Below are 17,810 nucleotides of genomic sequence, written 5' to 3' on the forward strand. Positions count from 1 at the left end.
CGCGCCAGGCGGTGGCCGTACCATTTGAAGACCCGGTTTCAATGATGGGAGAAGCCTCATGCCCGCCCTCAGATCTCGTACGGTCACTCACGGCAGGAACATGGCCGGGGCCCGGGCGCTGCTCCGGGCGACGGGCGTAGCCGGCGGTGACTTCGGCAAGCCCATCATCGCGGTGGCCAACAGCTTCACCCAGTTCGTCCCCGGCCACGTCCACCTCCGCGAGGTGGGCGACGTGGTCGCCGGGGCGATCCGCGAGGCGGGCGCGATCCCGCGCGAGTTCAACACGATCGCGGTCGACGACGGCATCGCGATGGGCCACGGCGGCATGCTCTACTCGCTGCCCAGCCGCGAGCTGATCGCCGACGCGGTCGAATACATGGTGAACGCGCACTGCGCCGACGCGCTCATCTGCGTCTCCAACTGCGACAAGATCACCCCGGGCATGCTGCTGGCCGCCTTCCGGCTCAACATCCCCACGGTCTTCGTCTCCGGTGGCCCGATGGAGGCCGGCAAGACGGCAGGCCGGAAGCTCGACCTGATCGACCCGATGATCGCCTCGGCCGACGACAACGTCTCCGACGCCGAGCTGCTGGAGATGGAGGAGAACGCCTGCCCGACCTGCGGTTCGTGCAGCGGGATGTTCACCGCCAACTCGATGAACTGCCTCGCCGAGGCCATCGGCCTGGCGCTGCCGGGCAACGGCACGATCCTGGCCACGCACAAGGCGCGCAAGAAGCTGTTCCAGGACGCCGGGCGCCGGCTCGTGGAGATCACCCGCCGCTACTACGAGCAGGACGACGAGACGGTCCTGCCGCGGAGCATCGCCACCAAGGACGCGTTCGAGAACGCCATGGCGCTGGACGTGGCCATGGGCGGCTCGACCAACACGATCCTGCACATCCTCGCCGCGGCCCGCGAGGCCGAGGTGGACTTCGGGCTCAAGGAGATCAACGAGATCTCGCTGCGGGTGCCCTGCCTGTGCAAGGTCGCCCCGGCCACCGCGAAGTACCACGTCGAGGACGTCCACCGGGCCGGCGGCATCCCCGCCATCCTCGGCGAGCTGGACCGGGCCGGGCTGCTCCACCGTGACACGTACACCGTCAACGGCGGCACGATGGGCGACTACCTCGCCGGCTGGGACCCGCGGTCGGCCACCGCGCTGCCCGAGGCGCTGGACCTGTGGCACGCCGCCCCCGGCAACGTCCGCACCGTCAAGCCCTACTCGCAGGAGGCCCGCTGGGAGTCGCTCGACCTCGACCGGTCCGAGGGCTGCGTGCGCGACGCCGAGCACGCCTACACCCGCGACGGCGGCTTGGCCGTCCTCTACGGCAACATCGCCACGGAGGGTTGCATCGTCAAGACCGCCGGGGTCGACGAGTCGATCTGGAGGTTCTCCGGACCCGCCGTGGTCTTCGAGTCCCAGGACGACGCGGTCGAGGGCATCCTCAACAACAGGGTCACGGCCGGTGACGTCGTGGTGATCCGCTACGAGGGGCCCAAGGGCGGGCCGGGCATGCAGGAGATGCTGTACCCGACCTCCTTCCTGAAGGGCAAGGGGCTGGGCAAGGCCTGCGCGCTGGTCACCGACGGGCGCTTCTCCGGCGGCACGAGCGGGCTGTCCATCGGCCACGCCTCCCCCGAGGCCGCCGAGGGCGGCACCATCGCCCTGGTCGAGGACGGCGACATCATCGAGATCGACATTCCGGGCCGTTCGATCGAGCTGAAGGTCTCCGAGGAGGAACTGGCCGTCCGCCGCGAGCGGCTCGTGGCCGACCTGGGAGGTTACCGGCCGCGCGACCGCCACCGCCCGGTGAGCGCCGCGCTGCAGGCCTACGCCGCGCTGACCACCTCGGCCTCCACCGGCGCCTCCCGGGACCTGTCCCAGCTCTCCCGCTGACGTCGCCCTCCTGTCGGGTACGGCATGCCGTACCCGACAGGATTTTCGAAAAATGTCGGTGCTCGGCCGTACTATCGGGGTATGGCTAACGTCATGAAGCCCCCCGCCAGCCCGCTGACAACCGCCGAGATCGCCGCCCTCGCCCTGTCCCTGGCGCACCTGGGTTCGGGCCCGCAGGCCGCCGCCGCCCGGAGCGGCCTGCGCCACGCGTTCGAGCACCTGGAGCTCGACGACGACGTCATCATCTCCACCCTCTCGACCCTCACCGCCCCGATGTCCGGCCCGATCGCCGACCGGGCCCGGACCCTCGCCGGTGCCATCACCTCACAGCTCGTGATCCGCCTGCACTACCGGGACGTGTCCGGCCGGATCACCGTCCGCGACGTCGACCCGGTGACGTGCATGGTCCACCGTGACCACTGGTATCTCGTGGGGATGTGCCGCATGCGCGGCGCCATCCGGGCCTTCCGGTTCGACCGGATCGTCGCCACCGAGCCCACCTTCCTACCGGCCCAGCCGCACCTGGCCGACCACTTCCTGCCCTTCCAGGGCAAACGTGCCGTCCAGGGCAGGCGCGCGGCTTAGGAGCAGCAGCCGCCACCGCAGCAACCGCCACCGCCGCCACCGGCCGGCCGGGGAGCCGGGGCACCGGACCCGCCGGTGACGGCGACCGTGGACAGCAGCTTGACGGTGTCGTCGTGGCCCTGCGGGCAGAGCGCCGGGTCACCGGACCTGGCCATCGGACGGGAGATCTCGAAGGTGGACCCGCAGGCGCGGCAGCGGAAGTCATAGCGCGGCATGACACACAGGTTACTCAGGTGAAGCCGATGAAGGCATAGTCGGCCACCGGCCGGTAGCCGATCGCCTGGTAGATCGAGTTGGAGGTGGGGTTGGACAGGTCGGTGAAGAGCAGGATCTCAGTGGCGCCCGCCGCCCGCGCCCTGGCCGTCACGGCATGGGCGACCGCCGCGCCGTACCCTCTCCTGCGGAACCTCGGGGGCGTGTAGACCGGGCCGACCCGGGACATGCCCGCGATGGGCGAGGAGACCCCGGCGAACGCGACGGGCCGGCCGCCCACCTCCCACAGGACCAGTTCCTCGCGGCTGATCCTGCTGGCCACCAGCGGGGTCAGGTCCGCGGAAGCGACCTCGCCGGCCTCGACCTGGAACTCGGCGGCCCACCTGACCACGTGTTCGAGGTCGTCGGCGACGGCCGTCCGCGCGGCTCCCCCGGACAGCGAGGGGGGCGGGACGAGCGTGTCGAGCCGGTAGAGGCGCTCGGAGCGGCGCTCCGCCTCGGGTCGCCACCAGGCGTCGGCGAACGCCTCGGCCTGCGCGAGCGGTCCCGAGACACCCGGGATCGTCCGTTCGGACTCGATCAGCCAGGTGGCGAGCTCGCGGACGGCCTCGGCGGGGATGTCGGCGAGCAGTAGGGGATGGGGCGGGGTCTGAATCACCGCGGCGACGGTCTCGCCGTCCCGCTCCAGCCAGGCCAGCAGCACGTCGTCACCCCACAGGCCGTTGCGGATCCCCCGCAGGACCGTGAGCGGAACGGTGTTGCGGACCGGGTCCCGGAGCAGCCACGGCTCCGCCGCCCCGGCATACACCTCGACATTGGAAGTGAACATCCATCCCATACGTCGATTGTGCCGAACCGGATGGGCCGGGGCGAACGGATTCCCGCCGCGGTCAGGCCGCGCTCTCCACCAGGTAGGGCGCCCATAGGGGGTCACCGACGCCGTGCGCGCCGATGAGCCGCCAGTGGACGCCGCGTGGCACCACCGGGATGACGCTCAGCGTCCATCCCAGCTCCTCCAGCATCCGGTCCGCCTTGCGGTGGTTGCACGAGGTGCATGAGGCCACGCAGTTCTCCCACGTGTGGGGGCCACCCCGTGAGCGCGGGATCACGTGGTCGATGGTCTCGGCCCGCTGGCCGCAGTAGGCGCACCGGTAGTCGTCCCGGCGCATCAACGCGTTACGGGTGAGCGGGATCCGCGACCGGTAGGGGATACGGACATATCGACGAAGCCTGATCACCGACGGCACGTCGAGCGTGCGGCTCGCCGAGCGGAACACGGCGCCCCGCCCGTCGCGATGCACGACGTCCGCCTTCTCCCTCAGCACGAGGATGACCGCGCGATGCAGGGAGAGGGTGGTCAGGGGTTCGTAGGTGGCGTTCAACAGCAGGACCTGGCGCATCAGCGGACCTCTCCCGCTGCGCTGCGCGTCAGTTGAGGGGGCACGCCATCGCGTGCCCCGGTTGGCGGCCCCTCCTGGGGCCCGGATGCTTCCGTCACGAGGACCTCCGCCGGACGGCCCAGCGGATGGTCACCACGGCACCGTCCTCAACCAATTTTGGCTTCTACATCGCCGTTCCCGCCACTCATAAATGAGCCACCCATACATGACTGAAGGGACGCCTGGTACGTTTTATGCCCGCATTACGGGTTTTTAACTCCTCCGATGACGGATCAGATACGTCCCCGTGCGGACGGTCCCGTGGTACCTGCCGGAGGTCGTAGGGTTCCTGCCATGACCCGACAGCCATACCCTCCTGCCAGCCGTGATGAACTCGTCGAGGACCTGCACGGCACCCCGGTCCCCGACCCCTACCGATGGCTGGAGGATCCCGGCGACCCGGCGGCCAAGACATGGCTGGCGGATGAGGAACAACTGTTCGCAACGGAGATGGGAGCGCTTCCGGGGCGGGAGGCGTTCAAGGCGCGGATCGCCGAGCTCCTCAGGTCCGGCTCGGTCGGCGCACCGGTCTGGCGCGGAGAGCGGCAGTTCTTCATGCGCCGCACCCCGGAGCAGGAGCACGCGGTGCTCTACACCGTCGATCCCAACGGCACCGAGCGGGCGCTGCTGGACCCCATGGCGCTCGACCCGACCGGCCTCACCACGCTCGACTCCTGGCAGCCCGACAAGGAAGGCCGCCTGCTCGCCTACCAGGTCTCGGTGGGCGGCGACGAGGAGTCGAGCCTCTACCTGATGGACGTCGCGCTCGGCCACCGCATCGAGGGGCCGATCGACCGGTGCCGCTACTCCCCCGTGGCCTGGCTCCCCGGCGGGGAGGCCTTCTACTACGTGCGCAGGCTGCCCTCCACCGAGGTCCCCGAGGGGGAGGACCAGTTCCACCGCCGGGTCTACCTGCACAAGGTCGGCACCTCCACCGAGAACGACGTCCTGATCTTCGGCGACCACATGGAGAAGACCAACTACTACGGCGTCGCGGTCTCCCGTGACGGCCGTTGGCTGCAGATCTCCGCCTCCCGCGGCACGGCACCGCGCAACGACCTGTGGGTGGCCGACATCTCGGCCTCCTCCCTCGAATCGCCGGAGCTCGTCGTCGTCCAGGAGGACGTGGACGCCCAGACCGCCCTGCACTTCGGCCGTGATGGCAGGCTCTACGTGTTCACCGACCGCGACACCCCCCGTGGGCGGGTCTGCGTGACCGACCCCTCCACCCCCCAGTTCGAGCACTGGCGCGACCTGATCCCGCAGGACCCGGAGGCCGTGCTGTCGGACTTCGCGATCCTCGACGACCTGGACCGGCCGGTCATGCTGGTCGGCTGGACCCGCCACGCGATCAGCGAGATCTCCATCCACGACCTGGGTACCGGCGAGCGTACCGGGGAGGTGCCGACGCCCGGCCTGGGCACGATCGGCGGCATCAGCGAGCGTCCCGAAGGCGGTCACGAGGCCTGGTTCGGTTACACCGACAACACCACCCCGCCCACCATCCAGCGCTACGACGCCCGCACCGGTGAGACCACCCTGTGGGCCGCCTCCCCCGGCGCCGTCGAGGTGCCCGCCGTCGACACCGAGCAGGTGATCTACCGCTCGGCCGACGGCAGCGAGGTCCACATGCTGGTGATCTCCAAGCCCGGCGTCGAAGGGCCGCGGCCGACCATCCTGTACGGCTACGGCGGCTTCGGCATCTCGATGACCCCCGGCTACTCGGCGTCGATCCTGACCTGGGTCGAGTCGGGCGGCGTCTACGCCATCGCGCAGCTGCGAGGCGGCGGCGAACAGGGCGAGGAGTGGCACCGGGCCGGGATGCTCGCCAACAAGCAGAACGTCTACGACGACCTGCACGCGGCGGCCGAGCATCTGATCGCCACCGGCGTCACCACCCCCTCCCAGCTGGCCATCTCCGGCGGCTCCAACGGCGGCCTGCTGGTCGGCGCGGCCCTGACCCAGCGCCCCGAGCTGTACGCGGCGGTCGTCTGCTCGGCCCCGCTGCTCGACATGGTCCGTTACGAGCTGTTCGGCCTCGGCGCGACCTGGAACGTCGAGTACGGCTCCGCCGAGAAGCCAGAAGAGTTCGCGTGGCTGTACGCCTACTCGCCCTACCACCGGGTCCGCGAGGGCGTCTCCTACCCGGCGACGCTCTTCACCGTCTTCCAGTCCGACACCCGGGTCCACCCGCTACACGCCTGGAAGATGTGCGCCGCCCTCCAGCACGCCCAGGCCGGGGACAGGCCGATCCTGCTGCGCAACGAGACCGAGGTGGGCCACGGCGCCCGCGCGGTGAGCAAGAGCGTCGAGCTCGCCGCCGACCAGCTCACCTTCCTCGCCCACCACACGGGCCTGAACTCGTAGCCGGAAAGGAGCGCGCTCCCGGGGTCTCCGGCCCCCGGGAGCGCGTCCGCCGGACCCGGCCAACACGTGTGATCAGCGCGGGAAGACGATGGTCTTGTGACCATCGAGGAGGACGCGCTGCTCGGTGTGCCACCGTACGGCGCGAGCCAGCGCCTGGCACTCGACGTCACGGCCGATGGCGGCCAGATCCTCGGCGGAGTGGGTGTGGTTGACCCGGGCGACCTCCTGCTCGATGATCGGGCCCTCGTCGAGGTCGGCGGTCACGTAGTGAGCGGTCGCGCCGATCAGCTTCACCCCGCGGGAGTGGGCCTGGTGGTACGGCTTGGCCCCCTTGAACGACGGCAGGAACGAGTGGTGAATGTTGATCACATTGCCGGCCAGCTTGACGCAGAGATCCTCCGACAGCACCTGCATGTAGCGCGCGAGCACCACCAGATCGGCCTGGTAGTGCTCGACCAGGGCGAGGACCTCCGCCTCCTGCCGCGGCTTGGTCTCGGCGGTGACCGGCAGGTGGTGGTAGTCGATGCCGTACGACTGGGTCAGCGGACGCATGTCAGGGTGGTTGGAGGCCACCGCGACGATCTCGATGTCGAGCAGGCCGGAGCGCATCCGGTAGAGCAGGTCGTTGAGGCAGTGGCCGAACTTGCTGACCATCACCAGCACGCGCGGCTTGACGGCCACGTCCCTCAGCTTGACTTCCATGCCGAAGTCGGGGGCGAGCGCGGCGAAGGCCACGCGGAGTTCGGCCTCGGAGATCGGGGAGGAGAACTGCACCCGCATGAAGAACCGCTCGGCGACGGGGTCTCCGAACTGCTGGCTCTCGACGATGTTGCAACCCTGCGTGGCCAGGAGACCGGAGACCGCGGCCACCACGCCGGGCCGGTCCGGGCAGGACAGCGTCAACACATACTGGGCGACGGAGCTCAACGGGCCTCCCCGATCACTCGCTCATTCATGCCTTCCCCTTTTTGGCAAGGTCGGATCGTACGGTACCTACAAGCTGATCTGGGCAGGGTAACAGCGCGCCGCCTGACTCTGCCCGGGTAGGGCCCGGACGCGGCCGGTCAGGAGACACGGAGGTCGTCGATGGCCCAGTACCAGTTGTTGTCGGCGTTGGAGTAGCGGAAACGGACGGTCATCCGGGTGGCGCCCGCCGGGACGGTGACGGGGATGGACTCGACCTTGGAGATGGCGTCGGCGGTGTAGGCCTTGACGGTCCTGGGGCGTCCACGGTCGAAGGAGACCAGGACCTGGGCCTTCTGGTCACCGCTCTGCCGGTAGTGGGTGACGTAGCCGATCCTCACCGAGTGCCGGCCCCCGACGGGAAAGGGCGCGCTGGCAAGGGTGGAGTTGAAGGTGCCGGCGCCGTGGGAGCGGTCGTCCCACTCGTCGGAGTCGGCCACGGCGAACACGCCGCGGCTGCGGACGAACAGCTCACGCCACTGGTCCCGCTGGGCTCGCGACCAGAACTCGTCCGTCGTGAACGACCAGCCGCGCCACTCCTCGACACCGCCGGAGGGCATCCCCCTGTTGTCCACCGACCAACCGGGGGGCGCGGTGTGGGTGAACCCCATGACGTCGGCCGGGATGCCGGTCTCGTGGACCCGCCCGCCGAGGGGGAGGCGGTCGAACGGGTCGGCGGAGCGCACCGCGATGGACCTGCCGTCCAGATCCGCCGGACACGGAAGGCCCAGCTGCCCGAAGACCGTGGCGGCCACATCCACCGGGCGGGTGTCGGAGGGGGTGGCCCCGGCGGCGATGCCGGGACCGGCGGCAAGCACGAAGGTGCGGCGCTCCTCGATGGTGGAGCCGCCGTGGCCGCCGGCGTCGGTGTGGCCGTGGTCGGTGGCGACGATCACGGTCCATCGCTCGCTGGGGTAGGTGAAGCGGTTCCGGACCGCGGCGAGGAGGCGGCCGACGTAGGTGTCGACGGTCGCGATCGCGTTCAGGTAGGCCTGGCTGGCGGCACCGCTTCCGTGTCCGGTGACGTCGACGTTGCCCAGGTAGACGAAGGCGACATCCGGATTACGGTCCCGCAGCACCTTCTCGGAGACCGCGACGACCCGCGCGTCCTCGGCGGGATATCCGGCGGAATCGCCGTTGAGGACGATCCGCGCGTCGATGCCGGTGCCGAAGGTGCCCTGGTCGCCGAGGGATGGCCAGTCCATGGCGGCGTAGGTGGAGTAGGCCGGGTTGACCTTCTCCAGCCTGGTGAGGAAGTCGGGGTAGAGGTCGTAGCGCTTCCCCGCGAAGGTGTTGTTCCTGACCTTGTGCTTGTCCGGCCATACACCGGTGGCGATGGTGGACCAGCCGGGGCCGCTGGAGGTGACGGCCATCGGGGCGGTGTAGAGCAGGCTGGTGCCGAAGGTGCCGCGGGCCATCAGCGCGTTGAGGTTCGGCGCGTCGGCCGCGGCGATGCGGTCGTGGCGCAGACCGTCCAGCCCGATCACCAGGACCTTGCTGGTGCTGATGCCGTCCGGGACGGCCGGCATCGGGACGGGATCGGCCTGGACGGCCGCGGTGTTCGGGGCCTTCTCGGGGATGGCGGGCGTGGGAGTGCCGGGTCCGGCCAGGGCGGTCGTCGCCGGGATCAGGATCGTGACCGCGACCGCCGTCGCCACCACCGCGTTGCGTAAGCGCATGAACGTCCTTCCTCACTGGCCGGAGCACTCCGGCTCTGCGCGAGGACCTCCGGCACGGTTGACCGCGTAAAGGTTGCCAGGATGAGGACGTCTTCGCAGGTCATCTGGCTTTTCGGCAGTTGTTATGGACGCGTTGGACCGATAGATGGTGATAGCGTCCGGGGCCTATGAGCGACTCTCAGGCGAGCGCGGGCGGCTCTCAGCCGAGCAACCGGGCAGCGGCACGGGTGGTCTGCGTGGACGGCGACGGCCGGGTGCTGCTGATGCACTGGCACGACACGGTCAGTGGCACGACCCTGTGGGAACCGCCGGGTGGGGGGATCGACCCGGGTGAGACACCCTTCGAGGCCGCGCGGCGGGAGCTGGCCGAGGAGACCGGTCTGCCGGGTGAGGCTGTGCTGAACCGGTGGGTGCCGGTGCGCCGGGAGTCCGACTGGCTCGGCACCCACTACGTGAAGACCGAACGGTTCTACCTGGCCAGGTTCGACGATGCTCCCGAGGTGGTCCCCGCCGCGTTCACCGCCGAGGAGAACGACACCTGGCTGGGGTCCGGCTGGTTCTCCCCGGCGGAGATGGCCGGGCTCCCCGGCCGGCTGGAGCCGCCGGACCTGGTGGAGGTCGTCTCCCGGATCAGCCGGCTGGGTTGACCACGCCCGGTCAGCCGGAGATGCCTCCTCATCCCTTGTGGATGACGCTGGAGGCACCCCTCAGCCTGGTGGTGCCGGGTTTATGAACAATGATCTTCTTCATCGTACCCCCACGGGGAAATGGCTACAGGTACGAAGAATAAATACTCCGACATTTCACTAGATTGCAATATCTAACGATAAATCAGTCTTGAGTCAACTCAAATCGAGCATGGTGGGACATAACTGCAACGAGATCTTTTTCTCCATAAAGCACGACACACCCACCGCGCTCTTCCCTACTGATCTCACGCCAGCCGTACTTGCGGTAGAGCTCGATCGCGGCCGGTTGGTTCAGCGTGGTGTCCCCGCAGAGCCGCACATAACCCAGCTCGATCGCCCGCGCCTCCAGCGCACCGATCATCTGAGCGCCGAGCCCCCGCCGCTGGAACTCCGGATGGACCCGCATACGGCACATCTCGGCGGTCTGGTCGTCGACGTGGCGGAGACCGCCCATCGCGACGACACGCCCACCGGAAATCTCCCCGACGAGGAAATCCCCCCGGTCGGCGATGTAGATCTCGTTGATCCGCGGGAAGTCGTCCTCGTAGTAGACGCCGTCTCCCGGAGCGAGGCCGACCTGGGCGAGGCAGATCTGATGCAGCGCCCAGACGGACTCCAGGTCCGACCAGCGATAGCGCCGTATCCTCATAGATCGATCCCGGACGGATCCGCCACCGGTACGGCGCGCAGCGCCTCCAGGTAGGCCTTGAGCTCGGGATGGTTGGGGTCCTTGGCCTCCACCGCCTTGGCCACCTCGTGGGCGCGCTGCATGAGGATGTCGGGCCGGCAGCCGTCGCCCAGACCGGCGAGCGTGACCTTGGCTATGGACAGCGCCTCATCGAGATCGCCCTCCAGGAGCTTGCACGTTGCCCGGTCGAACTTGATGAAGGTCGGGTCGAGCCAGTCCGACGGGCCGTATTTGGTGAGGGCCTGCTCCAGGATGAGGTCGGCCTCCATCGCCTGTCCCAGCTTCACCAGCGCGTCACCCTGGTGGAAGTAGAGCTGGCGCTCGGTGTAGCCGAAGGTCGAGTCATCCTGTTCGGCCGCGGTCATCTGGGAGAACGCCGCCCTGGCCCGGGACAGCGCCCGCTTGGCCTGGTCGACCACTTCCTTCTTGCCCGAAGTCGAAAGCATCGCCAGCGCGCGGGCCTCGACGACCGGGGCCATGGCCTGGGCCGCGCACGGCGTCTGGCCGGCCAGGTCACGGCTCTTCCTGGCGAGGTTGAGCGCCTCCCGCGGATCTCCGTAGTAGAGCGGGACGAGGGCCTCCCTGGCGATGACCCAGGCCCGGAGCGCGCGGTCACCGGTGTCGTCGGCGGCCGTCCGGCCGGTTCTGAAGAAGGACCTGGCCATCCTGTGGTCACCGAGGTTCACCATGATCATGCCACTGAGGCCGGCGAGCTGGGCCGCCATGCGGCACAACCGTTCCTGCAGGTCCACCGGCTGGCGTCGTTCCATGGCCTTGCGCACGGCGCTGAACTCCAGCAACACGTCGCACAGCAGCCGCAGGGGTGGCGTGTTCATGTACTGCCGGCCAAAGCCGATGGTGGCTTCCTCCCACTGGTCGAGCATCGCGGGGGAAACCGTGGCCGACACCAGGGTCTCGTCCATCCTTCTGCGGATGTTCTCCACAGATCCGAGCACCTGTCCGTCCAGCGCGATGCCGGTACCGGCCAGGAACTGCAAAAGCGTCCTCCGTAGCACGTTCTCGTCCTCCTCACCCCTGTCCTCAGAGGGGTCGCCGCTGATCTGCCGGGCCAACAGTCCGCGTGAACCAGGGGAAGTGTCAGGTCTTTCATCCTGGAGATCGCCTCGGACGACACCGGGCATCCTGTGGCCGTGACCGCAGATGCATGGCCCGTCGTATCCGAGGGAGTCGGGCTCGACCCGGTAGGCGGTACACAGGTAGTGGAGGTATTCGGGACCCGGTCTCTTCAACCCGCTCTCGTAAGCGGACAGGAGCGTCTCCCCGATACCGGGTGCCGCTTTGCCGTCGCGCTCGAACAACGCCCTTATCTGTTCGATCACGTCGGCGAGAGCGACACCGTGCGCAAGGCGGTGACCCTTGATGCGCGTGGTCCCGAACTGTGGACCGCACTTGTCGTAGATCTCCTCGGCGATCTGAGCCGAGCCACGCCCCGCAGCCAGGCCTCTGGCCCGGATCTGCCGCGCTAACTCCGTCTCCCTGTGCTGCCTGCCGGACATACCGGCCCCTCTCTCGTGGCCAGCTGGGCTGGCTGGCACACTGTCCCTGACCGGTCCTGTCCCGCTGACTCAGTGTGACCTAGATGTCGCACTGTGCCTACCGGCAATGATGGACCAACTTTGGATTATCCGGAACGCATGAATAGTGCTATCGGCTAAGGATCGTCCACCACCGGACTGTTTCTTTCAACCCACTTGGGGGAAGGCATACCCTGATCTTGTTTTTCCCTCCGTTGACCCACCGGGCCAGGGTGAGTCATCTTTGGCCAACCACACTGATTCACGTAATCCAAGCGAACGTGATTCGGCGCGGGACAGGCGACTAAGAGGAGGGACGAGGTGGGGGAAGACGACTTCGGGCACCTGGAGCAACTGGTGTCGGAACTTGACTCTCATGGGCTGCACGCCCGAGTGGTGCGGACTCAGTCTGGCCGCGCCTTCGTGCGCGTGATAAATCCGAATGCGACCAGCCTGGCGGAGAACGTCACCTGCCGAGCGCAGACCACACCCAGCCACCGCGACTGGTACTACTGGTGGTCCTGGGGAGAGCGGATGCACACGGCCGAAGACCCTGCCGGTGCCGCGACCAAGGTCGCACGCGTACTCGCCGCGGTGGGGGAGTGAGGTAGCGGTGGCCCGGAGGGGGTCACAGCCCTCCGGGCACACCGCACTCGCTGCGGCTCAACGGATCGGCGGGGTGTCCGGTGCGGAGCGTCCTCGGACGCTGGGCACCCCGCCGACTCCGCAACAGGTCAACACAGGCCACCGTCCGGACCCGTCCGGACGGTGATCGGAGGGATCCCCCTCGGAAACGGCACGGGACAGGCTTCCGGGTGCGTGCCCCGTCCGAGCCGTCCGTCACCGGAGCATCCGAATCCACCCCCGCGGCCCGGGTCCGGATGTCCCCGTCTTCCCCGGCGTGATGTGACGACGGCCGGTTCGGTCGGCAATATGAGTAGGCAACGTGACTTACCCATCTGCCGGCCGACCCGATCCGAGAGGGATCCACTCCGTGTTCTTGCTCGCCCCCGCACCTGCCCCCACCCCCACCGACAGTCCCGCAGTCGAGGACCTCATCAACAAGGGCGCGAGCTTGTTCAAGGGATGCGAGAACGGGGGTGGAGTACTATGCGGCCTCGTGCAGTCCTTCCTGCCCGCCGCCTGGGCACCCGTGGTCGCCGGCGCGCTCGCCATCGTGCTCGTCGTGCTCATCGCCCTGGTGCTGCGCAACGTGGCCAACAGGATGATCACCCGGGTGGTGCGGCGCGCCTCCTCCTCCAGCGGAGGCTCGATCGCCGGACGGCTGCGCGGCAAGCAGACGGTGACGCTGGAGGGGCTCGACGCGGTTGCCGCCGAACGGCGCAGGCAACGCGCGGAGACCATCGGCTCGGTGCTGCGGCCCGTCGCCTCGATCGTCATTCTCGGCACGGCGGCCCTGACAGTCCTGGAGCGGCTCTCCGTCCCCATCGCCCCCCTGCTGACCAGCGTCGGCATCGTCGGCGTGGCCATCGGCTTCGGCGCCCAGGAGCTGGTGAAGGACTTCATCGCCGGAATGTTCATGCTTCTGGAGGATCAGTACGGCGTGGGTGACGTGATCGACGTGGGCACCGCGGTCGGCACCGTCGAGGCGGTCACCCTGCGTATCACCCGCCTGCGCGACAGCGACGGCCGGGTCTGGTACGTCCGCAACGGCACCATCAGCCGCGTCGGCAACGAGTCCCAGGGCTGGTCCCGGGCCACCGTGGACGTCCCCGTGGCCTACGCCTCCGACATCCCCGCGGTCCGCGACCTGCTCAAGAACGTGGTCGAGGACATGTGGAACGAGGACACCTATCGCGACAGCGTCATGGTGGAGGAGCCCCAGGTCTGGGGGATCGAGCAGATCTCCAACACGGCCATCGTCTTCCGGATCAGCGCCAAGACGATCCCCGCCCGGCAGGCCGAAGTCGCCCGCGAGCTGCGCGTCCGGATCAAGTCCGCCCTTGATCAGGCTTCGATCCCGATCGCCGGCTGACGTCGCTTAGGCTTGGAGACGTGTCCGCTATCCCCGAGGAATCCCAGTCCTTCTATGACGCTGTCGGTGGCGAGGTCGCCTTCCAGCGTCTCGTCCACCGTTTCTACGAAGGTGTCGCGGATGACCCGCTGCTGCGACCGCTCTACCCCGAGGAGGACCTCGCCGGGGCGGAGGAACGGTTCCGTCTCTTCCTGATCCAGTACTGGGGTGGCCCGAACACCTACAGCGCGCAACGCGGGCACCCGCGCCTGCGGATGCGACACAACCCCTTCGTCATCGGCACGGCCGAGCGCGACGCCTGGCTGAGGCACATGCACGACGCGGTGATCTCGCTGGAGCTCCCCGACGACCTGGAGAAGCGCCTGTGGGACTACCTCGTCTACGCGGCGCACAGCATGGTCAACGCACCTGACGCATAAACCCCACCAAGCGGGGGCAATCCATGCACATGGAAATCCCCTGGTGGCGTAATGCCGTCGTCTACGAGATCTATGTTCGCAGCTTCGCCGACGCCTCAGGAGACGGCGTCGGCGATCTGGCCGGCATCCGGCAACGCCTTCCCTACCTCGCCGAACTGGGCGTGGACGCGATCTGGCTGACCCCTTTCTACCGCTCCCCCATGGCCGACGGCGGCTACGACGTGGCCGACTACCGCGACGTCGATCCGCTGTTCGGCACATTGACCGACTTCGACGCACTCGTCGCCGACGCCCACAGCCACGGGCTGCGGGTGATCGTGGACATCGTGCCCAACCACAGCTCCTCCGAGCACGAGTGGTTCAGGGCGGCACTGCGGGGCGAGAGGCGCGACCGCTACCTCTTCCGCGACGGCGGAGACCTGCCGCCCAACAACTGGCAGTCCACCTTCAGCGGCCCCGCCTGGACCAGGACGGCCGACGGACAGTGGTATCTGCACCTGTTCGCTTCCGAGCAGCCCGACTTCAACTGGCGTAATCCCGAGGTGCGCGACGAGTTCCTCGACGTGCTGAAGTTCTGGCTGGACCGGGGGGTGGACGGGTTCAGGATCGACGTGGCGATGGGCCTCTACAAGGCCGAGGGCCTGCCCGACACTCCTCCGGAGGATCAGGCGTTCAAGGCCGAGTCTCCGATCTGGGGGCGGCCGGAGGTGCACGAGGTCTACCGGGAATGGCGCAAGATGCTCGACTCCTACCCGGACGAGCGGATGGCCATCGGCGAGGTGTGGACCGACTCCGCCGAGGACCTCGCCCGCTACGTCCGCCCCGACGAACTGCACCAGAGCTTCAACTTCGCGTGGCTGGAGGCGCCCTGGACGGCGGCGGCGTTCCGGAAGGTCATCGATGACACCCTGGCCGCCGTGACCGCTCCCACCTGGGTGCTCTCCAATCACGACGTGGTCCGCCATGTCACCCGGTACGGCGAGGGCCTGGTCAACTCCGCCATGGGCCTCTCCCGTGCCCGGGCGGCCCTGCTGGCCATGCTCGCCCTGCCGGGATCGGCGTACCTCTACCAGGGGGAGGAACTCGGCCTTCCCGAGGTGACGGACCTTCCCCCGGAGTCGCGTCAGGACCCCATCTTCGCGCGCTCCGCAGGGAGTCTGCCCGGCCGGGACGGCTGCCGGGTCCCCATTCCGTGGTCGGGGATCGCCGCGCCCTACGGTTTCTCGCCCAACGGCGCCCGGCCCTGGCTACCCCAGCCGGTCGAGTGGGCCGCGCTGACCGCCGAACACCAGGCGAGCGACCCGGGATCGACGCTGAGCTTCTACCAGGAGGCCCTGCGCGCCCGCCGGGAGCTGCGCGACTCGCTCGCCGACGGGATCACCTGGATCGACTCCCCCGAGGGCACGATCTTCTTCAACCGCGGACCGCTGACCTGCGTCCTCAACTGCGGTTCGGACGCGGTACAGCTGCCGCCGCACGACCGGATCCTGCTCGGCAGTGCCCCCATGGACGGCTACCGGCTCCCTCCGGACACAACCGCCTGGCTTCACACCCGGTAAGGCCGCTCCCCGGACACGCACAGCGAGCGGCCGTCCGCTGATCCGACGTCCCCGCAGGGGACAGGTCAGCGGGCGACCACTCGCCGCAGGGCGTGCGTCAGTCGCGGGTGAGCTTGCGGTAGGTGACGCGGTGCGGACGGGCCGCGTCGGCACCCAGCCGCTCGATCTTGTTCTTCTCGTAGTCGGCGAAGTTGCCCTCGAACCAGAACCAGTTCGAGCCTTCCTCCCACGCGAGGATGTGGGTGGCGATGCGGTCGAGGAACCACCGGTCGTGCGAGGTGATGACCGCGCAGCCCGGGAAGTCCAGCAGCGCGTTCTCCAGGCTGGAGAGTGTCTCGGTGTCGAGGTCGTTGGTGGGCTCGTCGAGCAGCAGCACGTTGCCGCCCTGCTTGAGGGTCAGCGCCAGGTTGAGCCGGTTGCGCTCGCCGCCGGACAGGATGCCCGACTTCTTCTGCTGGTCCGGACCCTTGAACCCGAACGCGGCGATGTAGGCGCGGGACGGCATCTCGACCTGGCCGACCTTGATGTAGTCGAGGCCGTCGGAGACGACCTCCCAGACGTTCTTGGCCGGGTCGATGCCGCCGCGGCTCTGGTCGGCGTAGGAGATCTTGACGGTGTCACCGACGACGATCTCACCGTTGTCCGGCGTCTCACTGCCGGTGATCATCCGGAACATCGTGGTCTTGCCGACGCCGTTGGGGCCGATGACGCCGACGATGCCGTTACGCGGCAGGTCGAACGAGAGGCTGTCCATGAGGACGCGGTCCTCGAAGCCCTTGGTGAGCTTCTCCGCACGGATGACCGTGGTACCCAGGCGCGGGCCCGGCGGGATCTGGATCTCCTCGAAGTCGAGCTTGCGGTGCTTGTCGGCCTCGGCGGCCATCTCCTCGTAGCGCTGGAGACGGGCCCGGCTCTTGGTCTGGCGGGCGCGGGCGTTGGAGCGGACCCACTCCAGCTCCTCCTCCAGGCGCTTCTTGCGCTTGGCGTCCTTCTGACCTTCAAGCTTGAGCCGCGCCGCCTTGGCCTCCAGGTAGGTGGAGTAGTTGCCCTCGTAGGGGTGGCAACGGCCGCGGTCGAGCTCCAGGATCCAGTTGGCGACGTTGTCCAGGAAGTAACGGTCGTGGGTGACGGCCAGGACGGTGCCGGGGTATTTCTCCAGGTGCGACTCCAGCCACTGGACACTCTCGGCGTCCAGGTGGTTGGTGGGCTCGTCGAGCAGGAGGAGATCGGGCTGCTCAAGCAGCAGCTTGCACAGCGCGACCCGACGCCGCTCACCACCGGAGAGCTGGGTGACCTCGGCATCCGGCGGCGGGCAGCGGAGCGCGTCCATCGCCTGCTCAAGCTGGCTGTCGAGATCCCACCCGTTGCGGTGGTCCAGCGCGTCCTGCAGCTTGCCCATCTCGTTGAGCAGGTCGTCGCTGTAGTCGGTGGCCATCAGTTCGGCGATCTCGTTGAACCGATCGAGCATGGCCTTGGTCTCGGCGACGCCCTCTTCGACGTTGCCGAGCACGGTCTTGGATTCGTTGAGCGGGGGCTCCTGCTGAAGCATGCCGACGGTGAAGCCGGGCATGAGCCGGGCGTCGCCGTTGGACGGCTGCTCCAGACCCGCCATCATCTTCAGCAGCGTCGACTTTCCGGTGCCATTGGGGCCCAGGACACCGATCTTGGCACCCGGCAGGAACGACAGCGTCACGTCGTCGAGGACGACCTTGTCGCCGTGCGCCTTGCGCACGCGCTGCAATGTGTAGATGTACTCCGGCATACCGTCTAGCTTAGGGCCT

The 17,810-nt window shown here is 68.5% G+C and carries 16 protein-coding genes; 8 read left to right on the top strand and 8 right to left on the bottom strand.

The window, feature by feature from the left end; genetic code table 11:
- Positions 1 to 58 precede the first annotated feature (58 nt).
- Together ilvD and ACIN94_RS27865 are read left to right on the top strand one after the other, a co-directional pair.
- Positions 59 to 1,897 (top strand): dihydroxy-acid dehydratase, encoded by a 1,839-nt coding sequence (ilvD, locus tag ACIN94_RS27860; RefSeq protein ID WP_400712096.1) that lies wholly within the window; start codon positions 59 to 61, stop codon positions 1,895 to 1,897.
- 81 nt (positions 1,898 to 1,978) lie between these two features.
- Entirely contained in the window at positions 1,979 to 2,482 is a 504-nt protein-coding gene (locus ACIN94_RS27865; RefSeq protein WP_400712099.1) for a WYL domain-containing protein, read from the top strand.
- Here ACIN94_RS27865 and ACIN94_RS27870 read toward each other — a convergent pair.
- From ACIN94_RS27870 to ACIN94_RS27880, 3 genes are all read right to left on the bottom strand, one after another.
- Positions 2,479 to 2,697, bottom strand: coding sequence for a zinc ribbon domain-containing protein (locus tag ACIN94_RS27870; RefSeq protein WP_400712102.1), 219 nt, complete (start codon positions 2,695 to 2,697; stop codon positions 2,479 to 2,481). The two genes, ACIN94_RS27865 and ACIN94_RS27870, sit on opposite strands and share 4 nt — an antisense overlap.
- Positions 2,698 to 2,711: 14 nt before the next feature.
- On the bottom strand, positions 2,712 to 3,524 hold the full coding sequence (locus tag ACIN94_RS27875; RefSeq protein ID WP_400712105.1) for a GNAT family N-acetyltransferase: 813 nt from the start codon (positions 3,522 to 3,524) through the stop codon (positions 2,712 to 2,714).
- A 61-nt stretch (positions 3,525 to 3,585) separates the two neighbouring features.
- Positions 3,586 to 4,095, bottom strand: a complete 510-nt coding sequence (locus ACIN94_RS27880; protein WP_400712108.1) for an HNH endonuclease — start codon at positions 4,093 to 4,095, stop codon at positions 3,586 to 3,588.
- Between the two features lie 333 nt (positions 4,096 to 4,428).
- Here ACIN94_RS27880 and ACIN94_RS27885 point away from each other — a divergent pair, with 333 nt between their 5' ends.
- Positions 4,429 to 6,501 (top strand): prolyl oligopeptidase family protein, encoded by a 2,073-nt coding sequence (locus ACIN94_RS27885; RefSeq protein WP_400712111.1) that lies wholly within the window; start codon positions 4,429 to 4,431, stop codon positions 6,499 to 6,501.
- A 72-nt stretch (positions 6,502 to 6,573) separates the two neighbouring features.
- On the opposite strand, the gene purU is transcribed toward ACIN94_RS27885, so the two are convergent.
- Together purU and ACIN94_RS27895 are read right to left on the bottom strand one after the other, a co-directional pair.
- Entirely contained in the window at positions 6,574 to 7,428 is an 855-nt protein-coding gene (gene purU / locus ACIN94_RS27890) for a formyltetrahydrofolate deformylase (RefSeq protein WP_400712114.1), read from the bottom strand.
- Between the two features lie 137 nt (positions 7,429 to 7,565).
- The gene (locus ACIN94_RS27895; protein WP_400712117.1) at positions 7,566 to 9,143 is read right to left on the bottom strand and encodes an alkaline phosphatase family protein; all 1,578 of its coding nucleotides are present in this window, start codon (positions 9,141 to 9,143) and stop codon (positions 7,566 to 7,568) included.
- Positions 9,144 to 9,310: 167 nt separating this feature from the next.
- On the opposite strand from ACIN94_RS27895, the gene ACIN94_RS27900 reads away from it, so the two are divergent.
- Positions 9,311 to 9,790 carry an NUDIX hydrolase gene (locus ACIN94_RS27900; RefSeq protein ID WP_400712120.1) on the top strand — a complete coding sequence of 160 codons (480 nt, stop codon included), beginning with the start codon at positions 9,311 to 9,313 and terminating at the stop codon, positions 9,788 to 9,790.
- A 184-nt stretch (positions 9,791 to 9,974) separates the two neighbouring features.
- Here ACIN94_RS27900 and ACIN94_RS27905 read toward each other — a convergent pair whose 3' ends face one another.
- Complete coding sequence (locus ACIN94_RS27905; protein WP_400712123.1) at positions 9,975 to 10,481, bottom strand: GNAT family N-acetyltransferase; 507 nt, start codon at positions 10,479 to 10,481, stop codon at positions 9,975 to 9,977.
- Positions 10,478 to 12,037 (bottom strand): XRE family transcriptional regulator, encoded by a 1,560-nt coding sequence (locus ACIN94_RS27910; protein ID WP_400712126.1) that lies wholly within the window; start codon positions 12,035 to 12,037, stop codon positions 10,478 to 10,480. The genes ACIN94_RS27905 and ACIN94_RS27910 overlap by 4 nt, the downstream gene beginning before the upstream one ends.
- A gap of 447 nt (positions 12,038 to 12,484) precedes the next feature.
- Here ACIN94_RS27910 and ACIN94_RS27915 point away from each other — a divergent pair, with 447 nt between their 5' ends.
- The 4 genes from ACIN94_RS27915 (at position 12,485) to ACIN94_RS27930 (ending at position 16,029) form a co-directional block, all read left to right on the top strand.
- On the top strand, positions 12,485 to 12,661 hold the full coding sequence (locus tag ACIN94_RS27915; RefSeq protein WP_400712129.1) for a hypothetical protein: 177 nt from the start codon (positions 12,485 to 12,487) through the stop codon (positions 12,659 to 12,661).
- 388 nt (positions 12,662 to 13,049) lie between these two features.
- The gene (locus ACIN94_RS27920; RefSeq protein WP_400712132.1) at positions 13,050 to 14,051 is read left to right on the top strand and encodes a mechanosensitive ion channel family protein; all 1,002 of its coding nucleotides are present in this window, start codon (positions 13,050 to 13,052) and stop codon (positions 14,049 to 14,051) included.
- Positions 14,052 to 14,071: 20 nt separating this feature from the next.
- Positions 14,072 to 14,470 carry a globin gene (locus ACIN94_RS27925; protein WP_400712135.1) on the top strand — a complete coding sequence of 133 codons (399 nt, stop codon included), beginning with the start codon at positions 14,072 to 14,074 and terminating at the stop codon, positions 14,468 to 14,470.
- A gap of 23 nt (positions 14,471 to 14,493) precedes the next feature.
- On the top strand, positions 14,494 to 16,029 hold the full coding sequence (locus ACIN94_RS27930; protein ID WP_400712138.1) for a glycoside hydrolase family 13 protein: 1,536 nt from the start codon (positions 14,494 to 14,496) through the stop codon (positions 16,027 to 16,029).
- A 97-nt stretch (positions 16,030 to 16,126) separates the two neighbouring features.
- Here ACIN94_RS27930 and ettA read toward each other — a convergent pair whose 3' ends face one another.
- Positions 16,127 to 17,791, bottom strand: a complete 1,665-nt coding sequence (gene ettA, locus ACIN94_RS27935) for an energy-dependent translational throttle protein EttA (protein ID WP_400712141.1) — start codon at positions 17,789 to 17,791, stop codon at positions 16,127 to 16,129.
- Positions 17,792 to 17,810 lie beyond the last annotated feature (19 nt).

Source organism: Streptosporangium sp. NPDC087985 (assembly GCF_044741965.1).
Lineage (GTDB): Bacteria > Actinomycetota > Actinomycetes > Streptosporangiales > Streptosporangiaceae > Streptosporangium.

What these genes read in the sequence shown, in the direction of transcription:
- ACIN94_RS27880 (WP_400712108.1), bottom strand. Translation starts at nt 4,095, where the DNA reads ATGCGCCAGGTCCTGCTGTTGAACGCCACCTACGAACCCCTGACCACC.
- ACIN94_RS27870 (WP_400712102.1), bottom strand. Translation starts at nt 2,697, where the DNA reads ATGCCGCGCTATGACTTCCGCTGCCGCGCCTGCGGGTCCACCTTCGAG.
- ACIN94_RS27900 (WP_400712120.1), top strand. Translation starts at nt 9,311, where the DNA reads ATGAGCGACTCTCAGGCGAGCGCGGGCGGCTCTCAGCCGAGCAACCGG.
- ilvD (WP_400712096.1), top strand. Translation starts at nt 59, where the DNA reads ATGCCCGCCCTCAGATCTCGTACGGTCACTCACGGCAGGAACATGGCC.
- ACIN94_RS27865 (WP_400712099.1), top strand. Translation starts at nt 1,979, where the DNA reads ATGGCTAACGTCATGAAGCCCCCCGCCAGCCCGCTGACAACCGCCGAG.
- ACIN94_RS27910 (WP_400712126.1), bottom strand. Translation starts at nt 12,037, where the DNA reads ATGTCCGGCAGGCAGCACAGGGAGACGGAGTTAGCGCGGCAGATCCGG.
- ettA (WP_400712141.1), bottom strand. Translation starts at nt 17,791, where the DNA reads ATGCCGGAGTACATCTACACATTGCAGCGCGTGCGCAAGGCGCACGGC.
- ACIN94_RS27895 (WP_400712117.1), bottom strand. Translation starts at nt 9,143, where the DNA reads ATGCGCTTACGCAACGCGGTGGTGGCGACGGCGGTCGCGGTCACGATC.
- ACIN94_RS27930 (WP_400712138.1), top strand. Translation starts at nt 14,494, where the DNA reads ATGCACATGGAAATCCCCTGGTGGCGTAATGCCGTCGTCTACGAGATC.
- ACIN94_RS27905 (WP_400712123.1), bottom strand. Translation starts at nt 10,481, where the DNA reads ATGAGGATACGGCGCTATCGCTGGTCGGACCTGGAGTCCGTCTGGGCG.
- ACIN94_RS27885 (WP_400712111.1), top strand. Translation starts at nt 4,429, where the DNA reads ATGACCCGACAGCCATACCCTCCTGCCAGCCGTGATGAACTCGTCGAG.
- ACIN94_RS27875 (WP_400712105.1), bottom strand. Translation starts at nt 3,524, where the DNA reads ATGTTCACTTCCAATGTCGAGGTGTATGCCGGGGCGGCGGAGCCGTGG.